Source organism: Paractinoplanes ferrugineus, assembly GCF_016862195.1.
In the GTDB taxonomy this organism is placed as follows: Bacteria; Actinomycetota; Actinomycetes; order Mycobacteriales; family Micromonosporaceae; genus Actinoplanes; species Actinoplanes ferrugineus.
Map to the genome: position 1 here is coordinate 70,204 of NZ_BOMM01000050.1, position 16,264 is coordinate 86,467.

Here is a 16,264-nt window from a genome sequence, read left to right on the forward strand (position 1 = left end):
ACAGATTTCCGGGGAGGAGAACGGCGGCGGTTTCCCGGCCGTAAACCCTGAGTTGCCGGATGTATCGGCGGCGTTACACCGCCGCGGGCGTGGCACCATTCAGGCGTGAGCTCCCCGACCTCCGCCGCCCCGGTCGGCCGGCCCCGCTCCGGCGCCCGGCGCCTGCCCGCGGCCACCGCCCGCGAAGAGATCCTGGACGCCGCCGCCGAGCTGTTCGCCTCCCGCGGGTACGCGGCCACCTCGACCCGGCTGATCGCCGAGCGCGTCGGGATCCGGCAGGCGTCGCTCTACTACCACTTCGCCAACAAGGAACAGATCCTCGCCGAGCTGCTCGAGTCGACGGTACGACCGTCGCTGACCTTCGCCGCCTCGCTGTCGGCCCGCTCCCCCGCCGACGCCCTGCACACCCTGGTCCACTACGACGTGGGGGTGCTGCTCGCGGCACCGTGGAACATCGGCATCCTCTACGCCCTACCGGAGATCGCGTCCGAGCCGTTCGCCCAGTTCCGCCGCGAACGCGAGGCGCTGCGCGCCGTCTACCGATCGCTGACCGCGGCCGCCGGCGGCTCGGCGCTCACCGGCGAGTTCATCTTCGGCCTGGCGGAGAACGTCATCGGCATGCGCCGGGACCTCTCGACGCTCCCGCCGGCGGACGCCCTGCAGGACGCGGTGGCCGACGCCGCCCTGCGGTTGCTCGGCGCCGCTTAACCGGCCCGCAATGACTCGGGCTGCAATGACTCGGGCTGCCGCCCGCTGTCGGCCGGCTCGCTCAGCCAGCCCCGCTTCGTCGCCAGCACCGCGATCTGGAAGCGGGTCCGGGCGCCGAGCACCGCCCCGGCGTCGCTGATGTGCTGCTGAACGGTCCGCCGGCTGACGTCGAGGATCCGGGCGATCGTCTCGTCCTTCATCCCGGCCGCCATCATCCGCAGGATCTCCCGCGTACGCAGGTCCCGCCCCGAGCCGGGCGGTCCACCGGCGGCGTCCGGCGGGTCTCGTCGCCTGGTCAGCGACACCGGCTCGGCCCGCTCCCAGAAGCTCTCGAACAGCGCGACGAGCGCCGTCACCAGTCCCGGCGAGTGCACCACCAGCGAGCCCGCCGACGGGCGGTCCCCCCGCACCGGCAGCAGGGCGGCCGCGCGATCGAAAATCACCAGCTTCACCGGGATCTGCGAGGTCAACCGCAGCTTCCCGCCCTGTCCCGTGCCGCGCAGCGCGGTCCGCAGCGACACCGCGTCGGTGAACCCGTCCGTCTCGTACACCGACCGCATCCGCACCCCGGGCGCCACCGCCACCGCCTCGGCCGACACCGAGGGCCCCAGCACGTACGGCGGCTTCGCCAGATGCAGCACCTCGAACGAGCTCGCGGCAAGCAGCTGGCGATAGCGGGCCGGCACCTCGACCTCGCTCGTGAGCAGCTCGGCCAGATCCGCGGCGCGCGGCCCCGACACCGCCTCGTGCACTTCGGAGAGTCGCTCCACGAGATCCTCGACCCGGGCCAGTTCGGCACGCCGCCGGGCCAGCAGCGCGCTCAGCGACGGGCGCGGCGGCGCGGCCGCCCAGCGCGGCACCGCCCCACCGGTCGGCGATGCCAGCGCCGAGTCCGCGAGGTCCCGCAACGCTCGATCCGCCTCGGCCGGTGACACCCCGGCCGCGGACGCCACCTCGTCCCGGTCCGCCGACCGCACTGCCACCAGGTGCTCCAGCACCCGCCCGGCCAGCGGATCGAGACCGGTCGCCGACCACGGGATATCGCGTTCGTCCATACGTCTGTGTGCCCCCCGGACCCGAGCATGCGCGGGGGGCCTCTCGCTCTGATGAATCGGTGATTACGGATGTGTAAGAAACCACCGGACGTGGATCTGCGCACTTGCGCACTTGCCCAAGCTCGTCCTTGTGGCGCCCCCGGGCACCGGGGTGAGCTGGGCGCACCGGAGCCTGTTCCACGATCTCGCAGGAGCATCCATTGCCTAGATCCAGGGCACTTCCCGCAATCGCCGTGCTGGCGACGGCGGCCGTCCTCGCCGGCACCGCCCAGGCCGCGAACGCGGCGCCCCCGTCGGCGGAGGGGTCCCTCCCGGCCACCGCGGCGCCCGCCACGGACACGCCCGCGCTCGTCGACGACGTCGCCGACCCGATCGACGCCACCCTCGCACCGGACCGGGCCGCCAAGGCACACCTCGCCGGCCACCGGGACCGCTACAAGATCAGCGACCCGGCCGGCACGCTCACCACGGCCGGCGTCGACACGCGGGGCGACCGGGAGACCGTCCGGCTGAACCAGACCTACAAGGGCCTGCCCGTATTCGGCGCCCAATACGTGGTGCGCACCCGGAAGGCGGCCGGCGAGCGCACGGTGACCGGAACCTCGGGCAGCTACTTCACCCGCCTCGCCGTCGACACGAGCGTCACCCCGATTCCCGCCACCCTTGCCGTTTCCCGCGCGGTCGAGGAGGTCCGGCGCAGCCTGCACCCGGCCGCCGCGGTCGTGGCGGCCGCGCCGCGTCCCGGTTCGGCGCCGACCGATCTGACCGGCACCGACCAGGGTCTGCTCGTCATGCCGACCGGCACCGGTGTGCTCGCCCGGCGGGTGCTCGTCGCCGGCAAGGACGTCGTCTCGGGAGCGCCCGTGCTGCGCGATGTCTACGTGAGCGCCACGACCGGGGTGTCGCTGCTGAGCGTCAGCCGGATCAAGACCTTCCTCACCGGCCGGCAGTCGGCCGCTCTGGCCGGGGCCGGCACCGCGGCCGCGCCGCCGGCCCCGGCGAAGGGGAGCGGGGCGGGCACCGGGGCGACGCCGGCCGCCGGCCAGGGCACCACGCTGCACGGCGCCACCGTGTCGCTGCCGCTGGTGCGGTCCGACACCGGCACCTACCTCATGAAGGACCTGTCCCGGCCGGTCCCGATCACCACCTGGGACGCCCGAGGCCGCGACTACTACGAGCTGGCCGGCGGCCAGTGGCCCGAGGGCCTGGCACCGTTCGCGTCGGCGTCGACCACGTTGGGCGCCGACCTGACCGAGGCCGGCGCGGTGGACGCCGCCTGGGACGCCGCGAAGGTGGTCGACTGGTACCGGACCGAGTTCGGCCGCGACAGCCTCGACGACGACGGCATGCCGATCGACTCGATCGTCGGCATCACCTACGGCGGCTCGCCCTGGGTCAACGCGTACTGGGACGGCACCCGCATGGTGTACGGCAGCGGCGACGCCGAATATCTGCCGCTGGCCGCCGACCCCGACGTGGTGGGCCACGAGATGACCCACGGCGTGGTCGAGCACACCGCGAACCTCGTCTACGCCGGGCAGCCCGGCGCGCTCAACGAGGCGATCGCCGACTACTTCGGCAACGCCCTCGACGTCGACGCGTCGGGCCTGTCGATGACCGACCCGCAGGCGAGCCTGCTCGGCGGCGACCTGTGCCGCACGCTGACCCCCGCCCGGTGCGCCCTGCGCGACCTCGACGACGGCGCCACCACGGCCGACTTCCAGCACCTCATCGACACGCCGACGATGGACGACGGCGGGGTGCACCTCAACTCGACGATCGTCTCCGGCGCCCTGTGGGACCTGCGGCAGAAGCTCGGCAAGACGGTCGCCGACAAGGTCGTCTACCGCGCCCTGACCGACTACCTGACGCCCATGTCCGACTTCGTCGACGCCCGCGACGCGGTGCTCGCCTCGGCCCGGTCGTTCCGGCTGAGCCGGACCGACCTCTCGGTGGTGCGCACGGCGTTCGACTCGCGCGGGATCACCGCGAAGTGGCGGGCCGGCCTGTACGGCAAGGGCACCGAGGTGCTCGTCGACCGGCTCAACACCGGCATGTACGCCGACATGAAGGCGAGCATGGCCGGCGGCTGGTTCACCGTGCCGCGCTCGGACGCCAACCGCACCCAGCCGACCTCGATCTGGGTGGGCCGCACCGACGGCAGCGGCACGCCGTACCGGATCTCCCCGGACGACGGCAGCGTGCACAGCTTCCCGCACACCGACGGCAAGCGGGTCGTCTGGTTGTCGGTCGCGGCCGACCCCGATTCGCCGACCTGGGAGACCAACCGCATCCTGTCGGCGGCCGTCGGCGGCGGGCCGGTCCGGGAGCTCTACCGCTCCCCGGAACGCATCGACGGCCTGGGCTTCGACGGCGACGTCGTCGCCTGGAGCCAGTACGACACGACGCAGGGATACCTCGACGTCGTGCGCTACCTGCGCGGCACTTCCCCGACCGTGCACACCCTGGCCCATCCCGGCTGGATCGGCAGCGCGACGGCGCCCACCGTCACGGGTGGCCGGATCTCCTACGTCCGCTACGAGAACTACGCGCAGCCCGACGCCGCCGGGCACACCTGGTCGCTGGGCGTCGAGGTGCACGACGTCCGGACCGGGCGGACCACGTACGCCGGTGGCGACGCCGGCGCCGAACGGATGAGCTACCCCGACCTGTCCAGCACCGGCGTCGCCTGGATGACCGACCGCGACTACGGCACGATCGTCGACGGCGAGTGGAGCCAGGGGACGTACAACGACTCCGTGCGGCTCTTCGACTTCGCCACCCGCACCAGCCACCTGCTGTTCGAGGAGAACTCGCCGCAGGCGGTCCGGGCCGACACCGTCGCGCTGTCCGACTCGACCCTGACCATCACCGTCCAGGCGCCGGTGGCCGCCTGGATGGAGAACGGCGGTTACCCGGACAACTCGCTCAACCCGAAGCTCAAGCAGTACACCTTCCAAGGCCGGTACCTCGGTCCGGCGTCGTGCAGCCCGGGCGCGCAGATGTACGCGACAGCGGGCAAGGGGCGCGAGGTGATCTTCATGGACTCGTCGGCGTCCGGCTTCGGCCTGGCGTACGCGACGGGAGCCCGGACCTGCAAGTGACACGCGGCGCGCTGGGACCCCTCCCCCGGGGGTCCCAGCGCGTCGGCCCGGGGCCGGCCGGCCCTACTCCGCGGGCTCGTAGCCGAGATTGGGGCGCAGCCAGCGCTCGACCTGGTCGACAGGCATGTCGCGGCGGACCGCGTAGTCCTCGATCTGGTCCTTGGCCAGCCGGCCCACGGTGAAGTACCGGGCCGCGGGGTGGGCGAAGATCAGGCCGCTGACGCTGGCCGCCGGGGTCATCGCGAAGGACTCGGTCAGCCCCAGGCCCAGTTTGCCGGCCTCCAGCAGCTCGAACAGCTCCTTCTTCGCGCTGTGGTCCGGACTGGCCGGGTAGCCCAGCGCGGGCCGGATGCCGCGGAAGCGTTCCGCGTGCAGATCGGCCAGTTCGGGCCGGGCGTCCGGCTCGAACCAGTCGCGGCGGGCCTGCAGGTGGATGTACTCGGCGAAGGCCTCCGCGAGCCGGTCGGCCAGGGCCTTGACCATGATGGCCCGATAGTCGTCCTGCTCGGCCTCGTACCGGGCGGCCAGGGTCTCGGCGCCCAGGATGGTCACCGCGAACCCGCCGAGGTGGTCGCCCCGCGGGGCGATGTAGTCGGCCAGGCAGCGGTTGTCGCGGCCCTCGGGCTTGGCCGTCTGCTGGCGCAGCATCGGGAAGCGGACCCCGTTGTCCAGGACGATGTCGTCGCCCTCGGCGTGCGCGGGCCAATAGGCGTACACCCCGCGGGCCTGGAACGAGCCGTTGGCGATGATCTCGTCGAGCATCGTGTTGGCGTCGTCGTAGAGGTCGCGGGCGACCGGCTGGGCCAGGATGGCCGGGAACTTGCCCTTGAGCTCCCAGGCCAGGAACAGGAACTGCCAGTCGATCATCTCGCGGAGCGCGGTCAGGTCCGGCTCCACCGTGCGCAGGCCGGTGAACGCCGGCGTCGGCAGGTCGCTGAAGTCGACCTTCTCGCGGTTGGCGCGCGCGGCGGACAGGCTGAGCATCGGCTGGGCGTGCCGGTTGGCGTGCTGCTCGCGCAGCCGGTCCTGGTCGATGCGGTTGGCGGCGTCGAGCGTCTCCGCGCGGCTGCCGTCGAGCAGGTCGGCGACCACCCCGACGACCCGGGACGCGTCGAGCACGTGCACGGTCGTCCGGTCGTAGGCGGGCGCGATCCGCACCGCCGTGTGCTGCCGCGAGGTCGTCGCCCCGCCGACCAGCAGCGGCAGCTTGAGCCCCCGGCGCTGCATCTCGGCCGCGACCGTGACCATCTCGTCAAGCGACGGCGTGATCAGCCCGGAGAGCCCGATCACGTCGGCGCCCTCGGCCACGGCCGCGTCCAGGATCCGCGCCGCCGGCACCATCACGCCCAGATCGATGACCTCGTAGTTGTTGCAGCCCAGGACCACGCCGACGATGTTCTTGCCGATGTCGTGCACGTCGCCCTTGACCGTGGCGAGCACGACCTTGCCCTGCCCGCGGCCGGTGTCGGCCCGGCCCTCCAGGCGGGCCTGCTCCTTCTCGGCATCCATGAACGGCTCGAGGTATTTCACCGAGCGCTTCATCACCCGGGCGCTCTTGACCACCTGGGGCAGGAACATCTTGCCGGCGCCGAACAGGTCGCCGACGATCTTCATGCCGTCCATCAGCGGGCCTTCGATGACCTCGAGCGGCCGGGCCAGGCGCTGCCGGGCCTCCTCGGTGTCCTCCTCGATGAAGTCGACGATGCCGTGCACCAGCGCGTGCGAGAGCCGCTCCCCGACCGGCGCGTCCCGCCAGGCGAGGTCGAGCTCGCGCCTGGTGCCGGAGCCGGTGACCGTCGACGCGAACGTGACCAGCCGGTCGGTCGCGTCGGGACGCCGATCGAAGATCACATCCTCGACCAGCTCGAGCAGGTCGGCCGGGATGTCGGCGTAGACGGCCAGCTGACCCGCGTTGACGATGCCCATGTCCAGCCCGGCCCGGACCGCGTGGAAGAGGAAGGCCGAGTGCATCGCCTCGCGCACCACGTCGTTCCCGCGGAAGGAGAACGACAGGTTGGAGATGCCGCCGCTGGTCCGGGCCCCCGGACAGCGCTCCTTGATCTGCGGCAGCGCCTCGATGAAGGCCTTGGCGTAGCCGTTGTGCTCGGCGATGCCGGTGGCCACGGCGAGCACGTTGGGGTCGAAGATGATGTCGTCGGGGGCGAAGCCGGCCTGGTCGACCAGCAGGTCGTAGGCCCGGGCGCAGATCGACACCTTGCGCTCGGCGGTGTCGGCCTGACCCTGCTCGTCGAAGGCCATCACGACCACGCCGGCGCCGTAGTCGCGGATCCGGCGCGCCTGCGCGAGGAACCGCTCCGCACCCTCCTTGAGGCTTATCGAGTTGACCACCCCCTTGCCCTGCAGGCACTTGAGGCCGGCCTCGAGCACGGTCCACTTGGAGCTGTCGACCATCACCGGGATCCGGGCGACCTCCGGCTCGGTGGCGATCAGATTGAGGAAGGTGGTCATCGCCCGCTCGCTGTCGAGCAGGTCGGCGTCCATGTTGACGTCCAGCAGGTTGGCCCCGCCGCGGACCTGCTCCACCGCCACGGCCACCGCGGCCTGGTAGTCGTCGGACTCGATCAGCCGGCGGAACCGGGCCGAACCGGTGACGTTGGTCCGCTCGCCGATCATCACGAAGCCGGTGTCCGGCCCGATGGCGAACGGCTCGAGGCCGCTGAACCGCGTGGCCGGGGCCGGGGCGGCGATCACCCGGGGAGCCGCCGCACCGACCGCGGCGGCGATCCGCTCGATGTGCGCCGGTGAGGTGCCGCAGCAGCCGCCGACGATGTTCACCATGCCGGCCGCGGCGAACTCGCCGACCAGAGCGGCGGTCTCGTCCGGCGTCTGGTCGTAACCGCCGAACGCGTTCGGCAGGCCCGCGTTCGGGTGGCAGGCCACATAGGTGCCGGCCAGCTCGGCCAGCTCGGCGACGTGCGGGCGCATCTCGGCCGCGCCGAGCGAGCAGTTCACCCCGACGACCAGCGGCTCGGCCCGCTCGATGGACCGCCAGAACGCCTCGACGGTCTGCCCGGACAGGGTCCGCCCGCTGCGGTCGACGATGGTGACGGAGATCCACAACGGCAGGTGCGGGGCGACCGCCCGGGCGGCCGCGACGGCCGCCTTGGCGTTCAGGGTGTCGAAGATCGTCTCGATCAGCAGCAGGTCGACACCGCCCTCGGCGAGAGCCGAGATCTGCTCCGCGTACGCGGCTCGGACCTGGTCGAACGTGACCGCCCGGTAGGCCGGGTCCTCGACTCGCGGCGACAGCGACAGCGTCACGTTGAGCGGGCCGACGGACCCGGCGACGTACCGGCCGCCGGCCTCGTCGGCGGCCTGCCGGGCCAGCCGCGCGCCCTCGACGTTCATCTCCCGCACCAGGTGTTCCAGGCCGTAGTCGGCCTGCCCGATGCTGGTGGCGGTGAAGGTGTTGGTGGTGGTGATGTCCGCGCCGGCGGCGAGATACCGCCGGTGCACGTCGAGGATCAGGTCCGGCCGGGTCAGGTTGAGCAGGTCCGGATCACCGGTGACGTCCCGGGGGTGACCGGCGATCACCTCGCCGCGATAGTCCTCGGGGGTGAGCTCGGCACCCTGCAACATCGTCCCCCAGGCGCCGTCGAGCACCGCGATGCGCCGACGGAGGAGGTCTGCCAACGATCTGTCCTGCCCGGCCGGATCCATGTCGCTCCCTGGTCAGTAGCGGTAGTGGTCCGGCTTGTACGGACCCTCGGCGGGGATGCCGAGATAGCCGGCCTGTTCGTCGGTGAGCGTGGTCAGCCGGACGCCCAGCGCGTCGAGGTGCAGCCGGGCGACCTTCTCGTCCAGGTGCTTCGGCAGCACGTGCACCCCGATGGGATAGCTGTCGATCCGGGTGTGCAGCTCGAGCTGCGCGATCGTCTGATTGGTGAAGGAGTTGGACATCACGAACGACGGGTGGCCGGTCGCGTTGCCCAGATTGAGCAGGCGCCCCTCGGAGAGCACGATCACCGAGTGACCGTCGGCGAACGTCCACTCGTCGACCTGCGGCTTGACGGTCACCCGCGTGACGTCCGAGCGCCGGGCCAGCCCGCCCATGTCGATCTCGTTGTCGAAGTGGCCGATGTTGCCGACGATGGCCTGGTGTTTCATCCGGGCCATGTGCTCACCGGTGATGATGTCCTTGTTGCCCGTGGCGGTGATGAAGATGTCGGCGTAGGCCACCACGTCCTCCATCCGCAGGACCTGGTAACCGTCCATGGCGGCCTGCAGGGCGCAGATCGGGTCGATCTCGGTGATGATGACCCGGGCACCCTGCCCGCGCAGCGACTCGGCGCAGCCCTTGCCGACGTCACCGTAGCCGCACACCACGGCGACCTTGCCGCCGATGAGCACGTCGGTGGCCCGGTTGATGCCGTCGATGAGCGAGTGGCGGCAGCCGTACTTGTTGTCGAATTTGCTCTTGGTGACGGAGTCGTTGACGTTGATCGCCGGGAACAGCAGCGTGCCGTTCCGCTCCATCTCGTAGAGCCGGTGTACGCCGGTCGTGGTCTCCTCGGTGACGCCCACGATGGCGGCGGCCGCCGCGGTCCAGCGTCCCGGGTTCTCGGCGATCGAGGCGGCGAGCAGCCGGAAGACGATCTCCATCTCCTCCGAGCCGGCGGTTGCCGGGTCGGGGACGCCGGTGGCCTCGAACTCCCGACCCTTGTGCACCAGCAGGGTGGCGTCCCCGCCGTCGTCGAGAATCAGGGTCGGGCCCGGCTCCCCCGGCCAGGTGAGCGCCTGCTCGGTGCACCACCAGTATTCCTCGAGCGTCTCGCCCTTCCAGGCGAACACCGGCACCCCGGCCGGGCGGTCGGCGGTGCCGTCCGGCCCGACCGCGATCGCGGCCGCCGCGTGGTCCTGGGTGGAGAAGATGTTGCAGCTGGCCCAGCGCACGTCGGCGCCCAGCGCGACCAGCGTCTCGATCAGGACCGCGGTCTGCACCGTCATGTGCAGCGATCCGCTGATCCGGGCTCCGGACAGCGGGCGGGACGCGCCGAACTCCGCGCGCAGCGCCATCAGACCGGGCATCTCGTGCTCGGCGAGCTGAATCTCCTTGCGGCCGAAGGCGGCGAGCGAGAGGTCGGCCACCTTGAAGTCGCGCAGGGCGCGCTCGGTGATCGTCATGAACAGTCCTTCCGGTCGGGTTTCGGGTGGTCAGTCGCTGACGGCCGCGCGGAGCTTGTCCACCCGGTCGGTCTGCTCCCAGGTGAAGCCGGGAAGCTCCCGGCCGAAGTGGCCGTAGGCCGACGTGGCGCCGTAGATGGGCCGGAGCAGGTCGAGGTCGCGGATGACGGCCGCCGGGCGCAGATCGAAGACCTCCAGGACGGCGTCCTGGATGCGCTCTTCCGGCACGGTCGCGGTGCCGAAGGTCTCGACGAACAGGCCCACCGGCTCGGCCTTGCCGATGGCGTAGGCGACCTGCACCTCGCAGCGGCGGGCCAGTCCGGCGGCGACCACGTTCTTGGCGACCCAGCGCATCGCGTACGCCCCGGACCGGTCCACCTTGGAGGGATCCTTGCCGGAGAACGCGCCACCGCCGTGCCGGGCGTACCCGCCGTACGTGTCGACGATGATCTTGCGACCGGTCAGGCCGGCGTCGCCCATCGGGCCGCCGACCTCGAACCGGCCGGTCGGGTTGACCAGCAACCGGTAGTCACCGGTGTCGAGGTCGAGCTGTTCGAGCTCCGGCTCGACGACGTACCGGCGGATGTCCGGCGTCAGCAGGTTCTCCAGGCTGATGTCGGGCGCGTGCTGGCTGGACACCACGACCGTGTCCAGGCGCACCGGGCGGTCGCCGTCGTACTGGATGGTGACCTGGGTCTTGCCGTCCGGGCGCAGGTACGGGATCACGGCGTCCCGGCGGACCTGGGTGAGCCGGGCGGCGAGCCGGTGCGCCAGCATGATGGGCAGCGGCATGAGTTCCGGCGTCTCGTCGCAGGCGTAGCCGAACATCAGGCCCTGGTCGCCCGCGCCCTGCCGGTCCAACTCGTCGGCGGTGGCCCCGGTCCGGTGCTCGTGGGCCAGCTCGACACCCTTGGCGATGTCCGGAGACTGCGCTCCGATGGAGACGGAGACGCCGCAGGAGGCACCGTCGAACCCCTTGGCGGAGGAGTCGTAGCCGATGCCCAGAACCACCTCCCGGACGACGGCGGCGATGTCGGCGTACCCGGTGGTGCTGACCTCACCGGCCACGTGCACCTGCCCGGTGGTGATCAGCGTCTCGACGGCAACGCGCGAGCGCGGGTCCTGGGCCAGCAGCGCGTCGAGGATGCCGTCGCTGATCCGGTCGGCGATCTTGTCGGGGTGGCCTTCGGTGACGGACTCCGAGGTGAACCGGCGCAGGGACACATTTCCTCCAGGGTCTCCCGGCCGGCCACGGCCGGGCGAGGGATGGGTCGACGAACGCCGTTCATGGTTCGGGGCCGGCCTGAAGAACCGCTGGAGTGCCGCTTGACGGGTCCGCGAAGCCGCGGTCGCGATGCCAACCACGCCGCGCCCGGACAGCAGCGCGCCGGCCGTCTGCTGGACGGCCGGCGCGGGTGCGGCGGGTCTACCGGAGGTCGGTGAGCTGAGCCCACAACTCCCGTTCGGTGGCGGACATCGGCACGTCGGCCGCGGGCTGCTCCGGATGGTCCTCGGCGATGTCGTACCCGGGGAAACCGGAAACGATCATGCCGTAGCTCAGAAGTCCCTCGAAGACGTACCGCCCGCACCATCTGGCCAGGTCGTAGAACATGGCTTCCTCCCGTCCGGCGGCTTCGCCTCGTACGGAAGGGTCGCCTGGCGTGCTCCAGGCTCGGACGAGCCCCGGTCGAGCCGGAGTCCGGACAAAGCCGGGCGGTGACCGGGATCGGCCACCGCCCGGCATCTGCCGCGCCCGGTCAGTCCGGGTGGTTACCGGCCTGGCCGCCCACCACGAACGGGCTGTTGACCCCGGCGTAGGCCAGGTGCATCACCATGCCGAGCTTCGTGTGGTCGAAGTTGTGACAGTGGTCCATCCATACGCCGGGATTGTCGGCCCGCAGGCCCACCTCGACGATGTCGCCCGGACGGACCACGACCGTGTCGAGCCACAACGGGCTTCCGGAGACGTCCTTGCCGTTGTGGGACAGCACGAGGAAGTGATGCCCATGGATGTGCATGGGATGGTCCTCCTCGCCGCGGTTGATGAACTTCAGGCGGACGAGATCCCCCTCCGTGACCATCTGCATCGGGACGTCGGGGAAGACCGCGCCGTTGATGGCCTGCCGCAGCGCGAACCCGCCGTTGTAGAAGCCGAGACCGCCGTCGAAGACCATCTTGTAGGTACGGTCGAAGTGACTGTCCGGACCGAAGGGAGTCGACGTCGGCGTGCCGTAGCTGTACACGTCCACCGCGTCCAGGCCGTCCGGAATCTTCAGATCGCCCTGGCCGTCCGGGGAGAACAGCAGACCGCTGCCGGGATCTCCGAGGTCGGCCAGCCGGACCGGGCCGGCCGGCATGGTGAACTCGACGTCGACCCGGCTCGCGGAGCCCACGACGAGCTTGCGATCCCGCAGCTCCGTCGGGCCGTGCAGATCGGTGCCGTCCAGCGCGACGATCCGGAACGGCGCGCCGAGCACGGCCAGGTCGTGCGTGGTGTTGGCGGCGTTGACCAGGCGTAGGCGCACCTGGGTGCCGGCCGGCAACGCGCGCCGGTCCAGCTGGTCGGCGGTGCCGAAGGCGGTGACCTTGCCGCGGTCGGTGGCCCAGTCCTGCAGCACCACGGAGACGTCCTGCGCCGCGGTGACCGGCGTCCGCGGCTCGATCACCATCGGGCCGAACAGGCCGCGGGCCACCTGCTCGGAGGCCGCCTGGTGGGAGTGATACCAGCGGGTGCCCACCTCGTCGACACGGAACTTGTAGACGAACTTGCCACCGGGTGCCACGGCGTCCTGGGTGACTCCGGCGACGCCGTCCATGGCGTTCGGCACGTCCAGGCCGTGCCAGTGCACGGCGACCGGATCGTGGTCGAGTTTGTTCACCACCGTGATCTCGACGACGTCACCCTGGGTCATCCGCAGTTCCGGGCCGGGGATCTGACCGTTGAAAGCCCATGCGTCGACCTCCGCACCCGACGCCAGCTTGATCTTCTTCTCGTCCGCGACCAGCTCGAAGCGCTTGTCCGGGGCACCGAGAGCCGGTCCGGTGAGATCGGTGACGCTTACCGACCCGGCGCCACCGGCACCGCCTTGGCCGCCGTGGTCGTGGACGGCGGCGCCGCCGCCGAAGTCGGACTCGCCCTCCATCATGCTGAACGTCGCGGGCATCTTGTCGCGCAGTCCGGTGGTGATGTAGAAGCCGACCAGCGCCAGCACCACCGCCACCGCGCCCAGGCGTTTCGCCCATCGGCGCCCCGCCGGGGCACGCCGGCCGGCCAGGACCAGGTGCACCCGCTGCCGGGCCGAGGCCAGGAGCGCGGCCCCCACCACGACCAGCGCCAGCAGCGGCATAGTCACGACGAAGACGGGCTTGTTGTCCACCGGGAGGAACTTCTCGAAGAAGCCGAGGAGCGAGGCGAAGGCGGCCAACCGGACGGGTACCGTCAGGCCGGGCGAGACCGCCAGGCGTAGCTGCTCCCGCGTCACCGGCGTGCCGCGACCACCGCCCGCCGATCGAGCCAGCCGGACCAGCCGCGGCAGGGTGAGCACCACCACCGCCAGCGCGGCGGGGACCATCGCGAGCAGCGACAGCGCGATCCGGTCGGCGATGAAGATCCACCCGGACCGGCCCATCATGGCGGCCGCGAACACCCGGCCCAGCACCAGTACCAGGGCCAGCACCAGCCAGCCGGTCAAAAGACGGGCGGTACGGCGAAGCCGGCGCTGGTCCGGCCGGCGAGCGAGCCGGCCGGCGGCTGTCGCGGCCACCAGCCAGACCGGGAACAGGACCAGCTGAAGGATGAAGTCAAGCTGCTGGTATGTGGCAAACATGAACTGCTCCGCTGTGTCGGATGGGGGCGGATAGGGCGGTAGGCGGCTCCCGACGGGGGGACGGGAGCCGCCTACCGCCGGCGGGCGGGTTGAGGTCGGATCAGGCCGTGGTCACCCGCAGTGAGGTGGCCCCGCCGAGCACATCGATCTCGTACCGGTCCGACTTCTGGTCGGCCTCCGGCGTGGTCAGTTGCAGAGCGCCGCCGACGGCGTCCATCTCCTGGCCGTCGAAATGGATCGCCGCGGCACCGCGGCGGATCCGGGCGATCGCCGGCACCGCGCGCGGCCGGACGACGGTAAGCGCGCTGACGCCGCCGTCGAAGCTGAGCCGGACGACGCCGCTGGGCTCGCCGAGCAACAGCGTGACGTTGCTCGCGCCGCCCTGGATCACGAAGGAGCGCAGGCGGATCCGGGTGAGGTCGGCGTTGATCTCCGCCCCGCCCCGGTTGATGTCGATGCTCCAGGACACCGAGGCGTTGAGGCTCACCGCGCCGTGGCGCCGCCGGACGAACGGGCGCCGCGGATAGGTGACGGAGACCGTGCCGTCGTTGGTCGTGACGTCCGGAAGGTGACCGCTGAAATGCGCGCGGTACAGGTCGCTGGTCAGCCAGTCGCCTTTGATCTCCAGGTCGGACGCCCCGTTGAGGAACTGCAGCGTGCCGGACACCGTGCTACCCAGGGCCTCGGCGAACTCGGACTCGATGATCTGGTCGGCTGTCATGGTGCTCCTTCTGACATCAGGCGGGTACGGAGTCGGTGGATGCGGCCGGCAGGGAGACGTGCAGCAGCGCGGAAAGGGCGTCGGTGAGGGCCGAGACGGGATCGGCGACCGGTTCGGCCGAGCGCCAGGCGACGAAACCGTCCGGTCGGACGAGTACGGCACCACCGGGTTCGACGCCGTACGCCGCCGGCCAGCGCTGATCCAGGTCAACCGCCTCGGCCGAGCCGATCACGACCGCGCGCACCGGGAAACCGGCATCGGTCACCCTCGCGGCCGCCTCGGCCCAGGGCCGGCCGGCCGTCCCGGTGACGACCACCCAACCGCCGTCGAAGGAGTCCAGCAGGGACCGCTTGCCCGTCGTGCCCTGGATCCACAGGTGCGGCGCCCGCGTGCCGGGTGCGCCGAGCCGATCGGGGGACAACGCGCCCGGCCCGTCCGGGTCGGCGCCGAGCACCGCTCCGGACCGGTAGACGTAGCCGAGGATCATCGCCGCGTAGCTGATCGCGTCGTTGGCCTCGTCCCCGGGACCACTGCGCTCCTGCATCTCCCGCAGCGCGTAGTCGGCCGTCAGCCGCGCCACCGGGAGGCGTTCGGCCTCGTAGCTGTCGAGCAGTTCCGGTCCGGCCGCACCGCTGACCACGGCCGCCAGCTTCCAGGCCAGGTTGTGCGCGTCCTGGATGCCGGTGCTGGCCCCCAGCGCCCCGGTCGGCGGCACGGCGTGCGCCGCGTCGCCGGCCAGGAACACGCGGCCGGAGCGGAGCCGCCCGGCGACCGCGGCGGCGATCTCGAAGCCCAGGATCTTCGTACCGGTGGCCGGGATCTGCACGTCGATCTCCTCGACGGTCAGGTCCGGGACGCCGACCGCGGCGCGGACCGCGTCGACACACCGCTGCTCGTCCCAGGCGTCGAGCCCGTCGCCCGCGTCCGGGTCGTAGGGCGTGTAGAACACCCAGCGATCCCCGTCGAGCGGCATCAGCATGGTGCCCGGCGTGGGCTCGTCGAAGTAGCCCAGTCCGAGGTCCCGGCCCCGCAGCGGGGCGCTGAGGTCGGCCTTGAAGACGATGCTCAGCTGGTGCACCAGAGTGCCCGGGCCGCTCGAGCCGATCTGCAGGGCCTCCCGCACCGCACTGGCCCGGCCGTCCGCCGCCACCAGATAATCGGCCCGAACCGTGCGCTCGGCACCACTGCGCACGTCCCGCAGCACCGCGGTCACACCGTCCGAGTCGGACTCGAAGGAGACCAGTTCGGTTTCGAACCGGATCTCCGCGCCGGCCGCGACGGCCTCCTCGGCCAGCACCTCCTCCAGCTTGTCCTGGTCGATCGAACACCAGTCGGCCGGGGTGACCTCCGCGTCGAGACCCGGGGCCTCCTCGGCCATCGGCACGGCGAAGATCTCCGGAGCCGACAGGTGCGCGGCCCGGACCATCGTCTTCTCGGCCAGGTCGGACGTCAGGGAGCGAAGAGCGAAGATTCGGTCCCCGAGCCCGACCGACCGCAGGACCTCGACGGTCCGGGGGTTGATCACTCGCGCTCGCGGGTGCCGCAGCACACTGGGGTGCCGCTCCACGAGCAGGACCGGGATTCCCCGGCGGGCCATGAACAGGGCTGCGGACAGTCCCACCACGGCGCCGCCGACGATCAGAACCGGCCGGCTTTCGTCAGTCATGTCTCTCACCTCTCGGACGCGATATGGATCGGGCACGG

10 protein-coding genes are annotated in these 16,264 nt (G+C 71.5%); 2 read left to right on the forward strand and 8 right to left on the reverse strand.

What is annotated here, in order from left to right; translation table 11 throughout:
• Positions 1–105: 105 nt before the first annotated feature.
• A complete protein-coding gene (locus Afe05nite_RS27540; protein WP_203820130.1) occupies positions 106–708 on the forward strand; it encodes a TetR/AcrR family transcriptional regulator in 603 nt (200 codons plus the stop codon).
• On the opposite strand, the gene Afe05nite_RS27545 is transcribed toward Afe05nite_RS27540, so the two are convergent.
• On the reverse strand, positions 705–1,763 hold the full coding sequence (locus tag Afe05nite_RS27545; RefSeq protein WP_203820131.1) for a helix-turn-helix domain-containing protein: 1,059 nt from the start codon (positions 1,761–1,763) through the stop codon (positions 705–707). The genes Afe05nite_RS27540 and Afe05nite_RS27545 overlap by 4 nt on opposite strands.
• A 200-nt stretch (positions 1,764–1,963) precedes the next feature.
• Between Afe05nite_RS27545 and Afe05nite_RS27550 the strand changes: the two genes are divergently transcribed.
• Entirely contained in the window at positions 1,964–4,867 is a 2,904-nt protein-coding gene (locus Afe05nite_RS27550) for a M4 family metallopeptidase (protein WP_203820132.1), read from the forward strand.
• 63 nt (positions 4,868–4,930) lie between these two features.
• On the opposite strand, the gene metH is transcribed toward Afe05nite_RS27550, so the two are convergent.
• From metH to Afe05nite_RS27585, 7 genes are all read right to left on the reverse strand, one after another.
• Entirely contained in the window at positions 4,931–8,548 is a 3,618-nt protein-coding gene (gene metH, locus Afe05nite_RS27555) for a methionine synthase (RefSeq protein ID WP_203820133.1), read from the reverse strand.
• A 12-nt stretch (positions 8,549–8,560) separates the two neighbouring features.
• Entirely contained in the window at positions 8,561–10,012 is a 1,452-nt protein-coding gene (gene ahcY, locus Afe05nite_RS27560; RefSeq protein WP_203820134.1) for an adenosylhomocysteinase, read from the reverse strand.
• Between the two features lie 30 nt (positions 10,013–10,042).
• Positions 10,043–11,236: a methionine adenosyltransferase gene (gene metK, locus Afe05nite_RS27565; RefSeq protein ID WP_203820135.1), complete on the reverse strand. Its 1,194-nt coding sequence runs from the start codon at positions 11,234–11,236 to the stop codon at positions 10,043–10,045.
• A 202-nt stretch (positions 11,237–11,438) separates the two neighbouring features.
• Positions 11,439–11,624, reverse strand: coding sequence for a DUF6059 family protein (locus tag Afe05nite_RS27570; protein ID WP_203820136.1), 186 nt, complete (start codon positions 11,622–11,624; stop codon positions 11,439–11,441).
• A gap of 145 nt (positions 11,625–11,769) precedes the next feature.
• On the reverse strand, positions 11,770–13,839 hold the full coding sequence (locus Afe05nite_RS27575) for a multicopper oxidase family protein (RefSeq protein WP_203820137.1): 2,070 nt from the start codon (positions 13,837–13,839) through the stop codon (positions 11,770–11,772).
• A gap of 100 nt (positions 13,840–13,939) precedes the next feature.
• Entirely contained in the window at positions 13,940–14,560 is a 621-nt protein-coding gene (locus Afe05nite_RS27580) for a toast rack family protein (RefSeq protein WP_203820138.1), read from the reverse strand.
• 16 nt (positions 14,561–14,576) lie between these two features.
• Positions 14,577–16,226 (reverse strand): FAD-dependent oxidoreductase, encoded by a 1,650-nt coding sequence (locus Afe05nite_RS27585; protein ID WP_203820139.1) that lies wholly within the window; start codon positions 16,224–16,226, stop codon positions 14,577–14,579.
• Positions 16,227–16,264: the final 38 nt, after the last annotated feature.

What these genes read in the sequence shown, in the direction of transcription:
- Afe05nite_RS27545 (WP_203820131.1), bottom strand. Translation starts at nt 1,763, where the DNA reads ATGGACGAACGCGATATCCCGTGGTCGGCGACCGGTCTCGATCCGCTG.
- metH (WP_203820133.1), bottom strand. Translation starts at nt 8,548, where the DNA reads ATGGATCCGGCCGGGCAGGACAGATCGTTGGCAGACCTCCTCCGTCGG.
- ahcY (WP_203820134.1), bottom strand. Translation starts at nt 10,012, where the DNA reads ATGACGATCACCGAGCGCGCCCTGCGCGACTTCAAGGTGGCCGACCTC.
- Afe05nite_RS27570 (WP_203820136.1), bottom strand. Translation starts at nt 11,624, where the DNA reads ATGTTCTACGACCTGGCCAGATGGTGCGGGCGGTACGTCTTCGAGGGA.
- Afe05nite_RS27575 (WP_203820137.1), bottom strand. Translation starts at nt 13,839, where the DNA reads ATGTTTGCCACATACCAGCAGCTTGACTTCATCCTTCAGCTGGTCCTG.
- Afe05nite_RS27580 (WP_203820138.1), bottom strand. Translation starts at nt 14,560, where the DNA reads ATGACAGCCGACCAGATCATCGAGTCCGAGTTCGCCGAGGCCCTGGGT.
- Afe05nite_RS27585 (WP_203820139.1), bottom strand. Translation starts at nt 16,226, where the DNA reads ATGACTGACGAAAGCCGGCCGGTTCTGATCGTCGGCGGCGCCGTGGTG.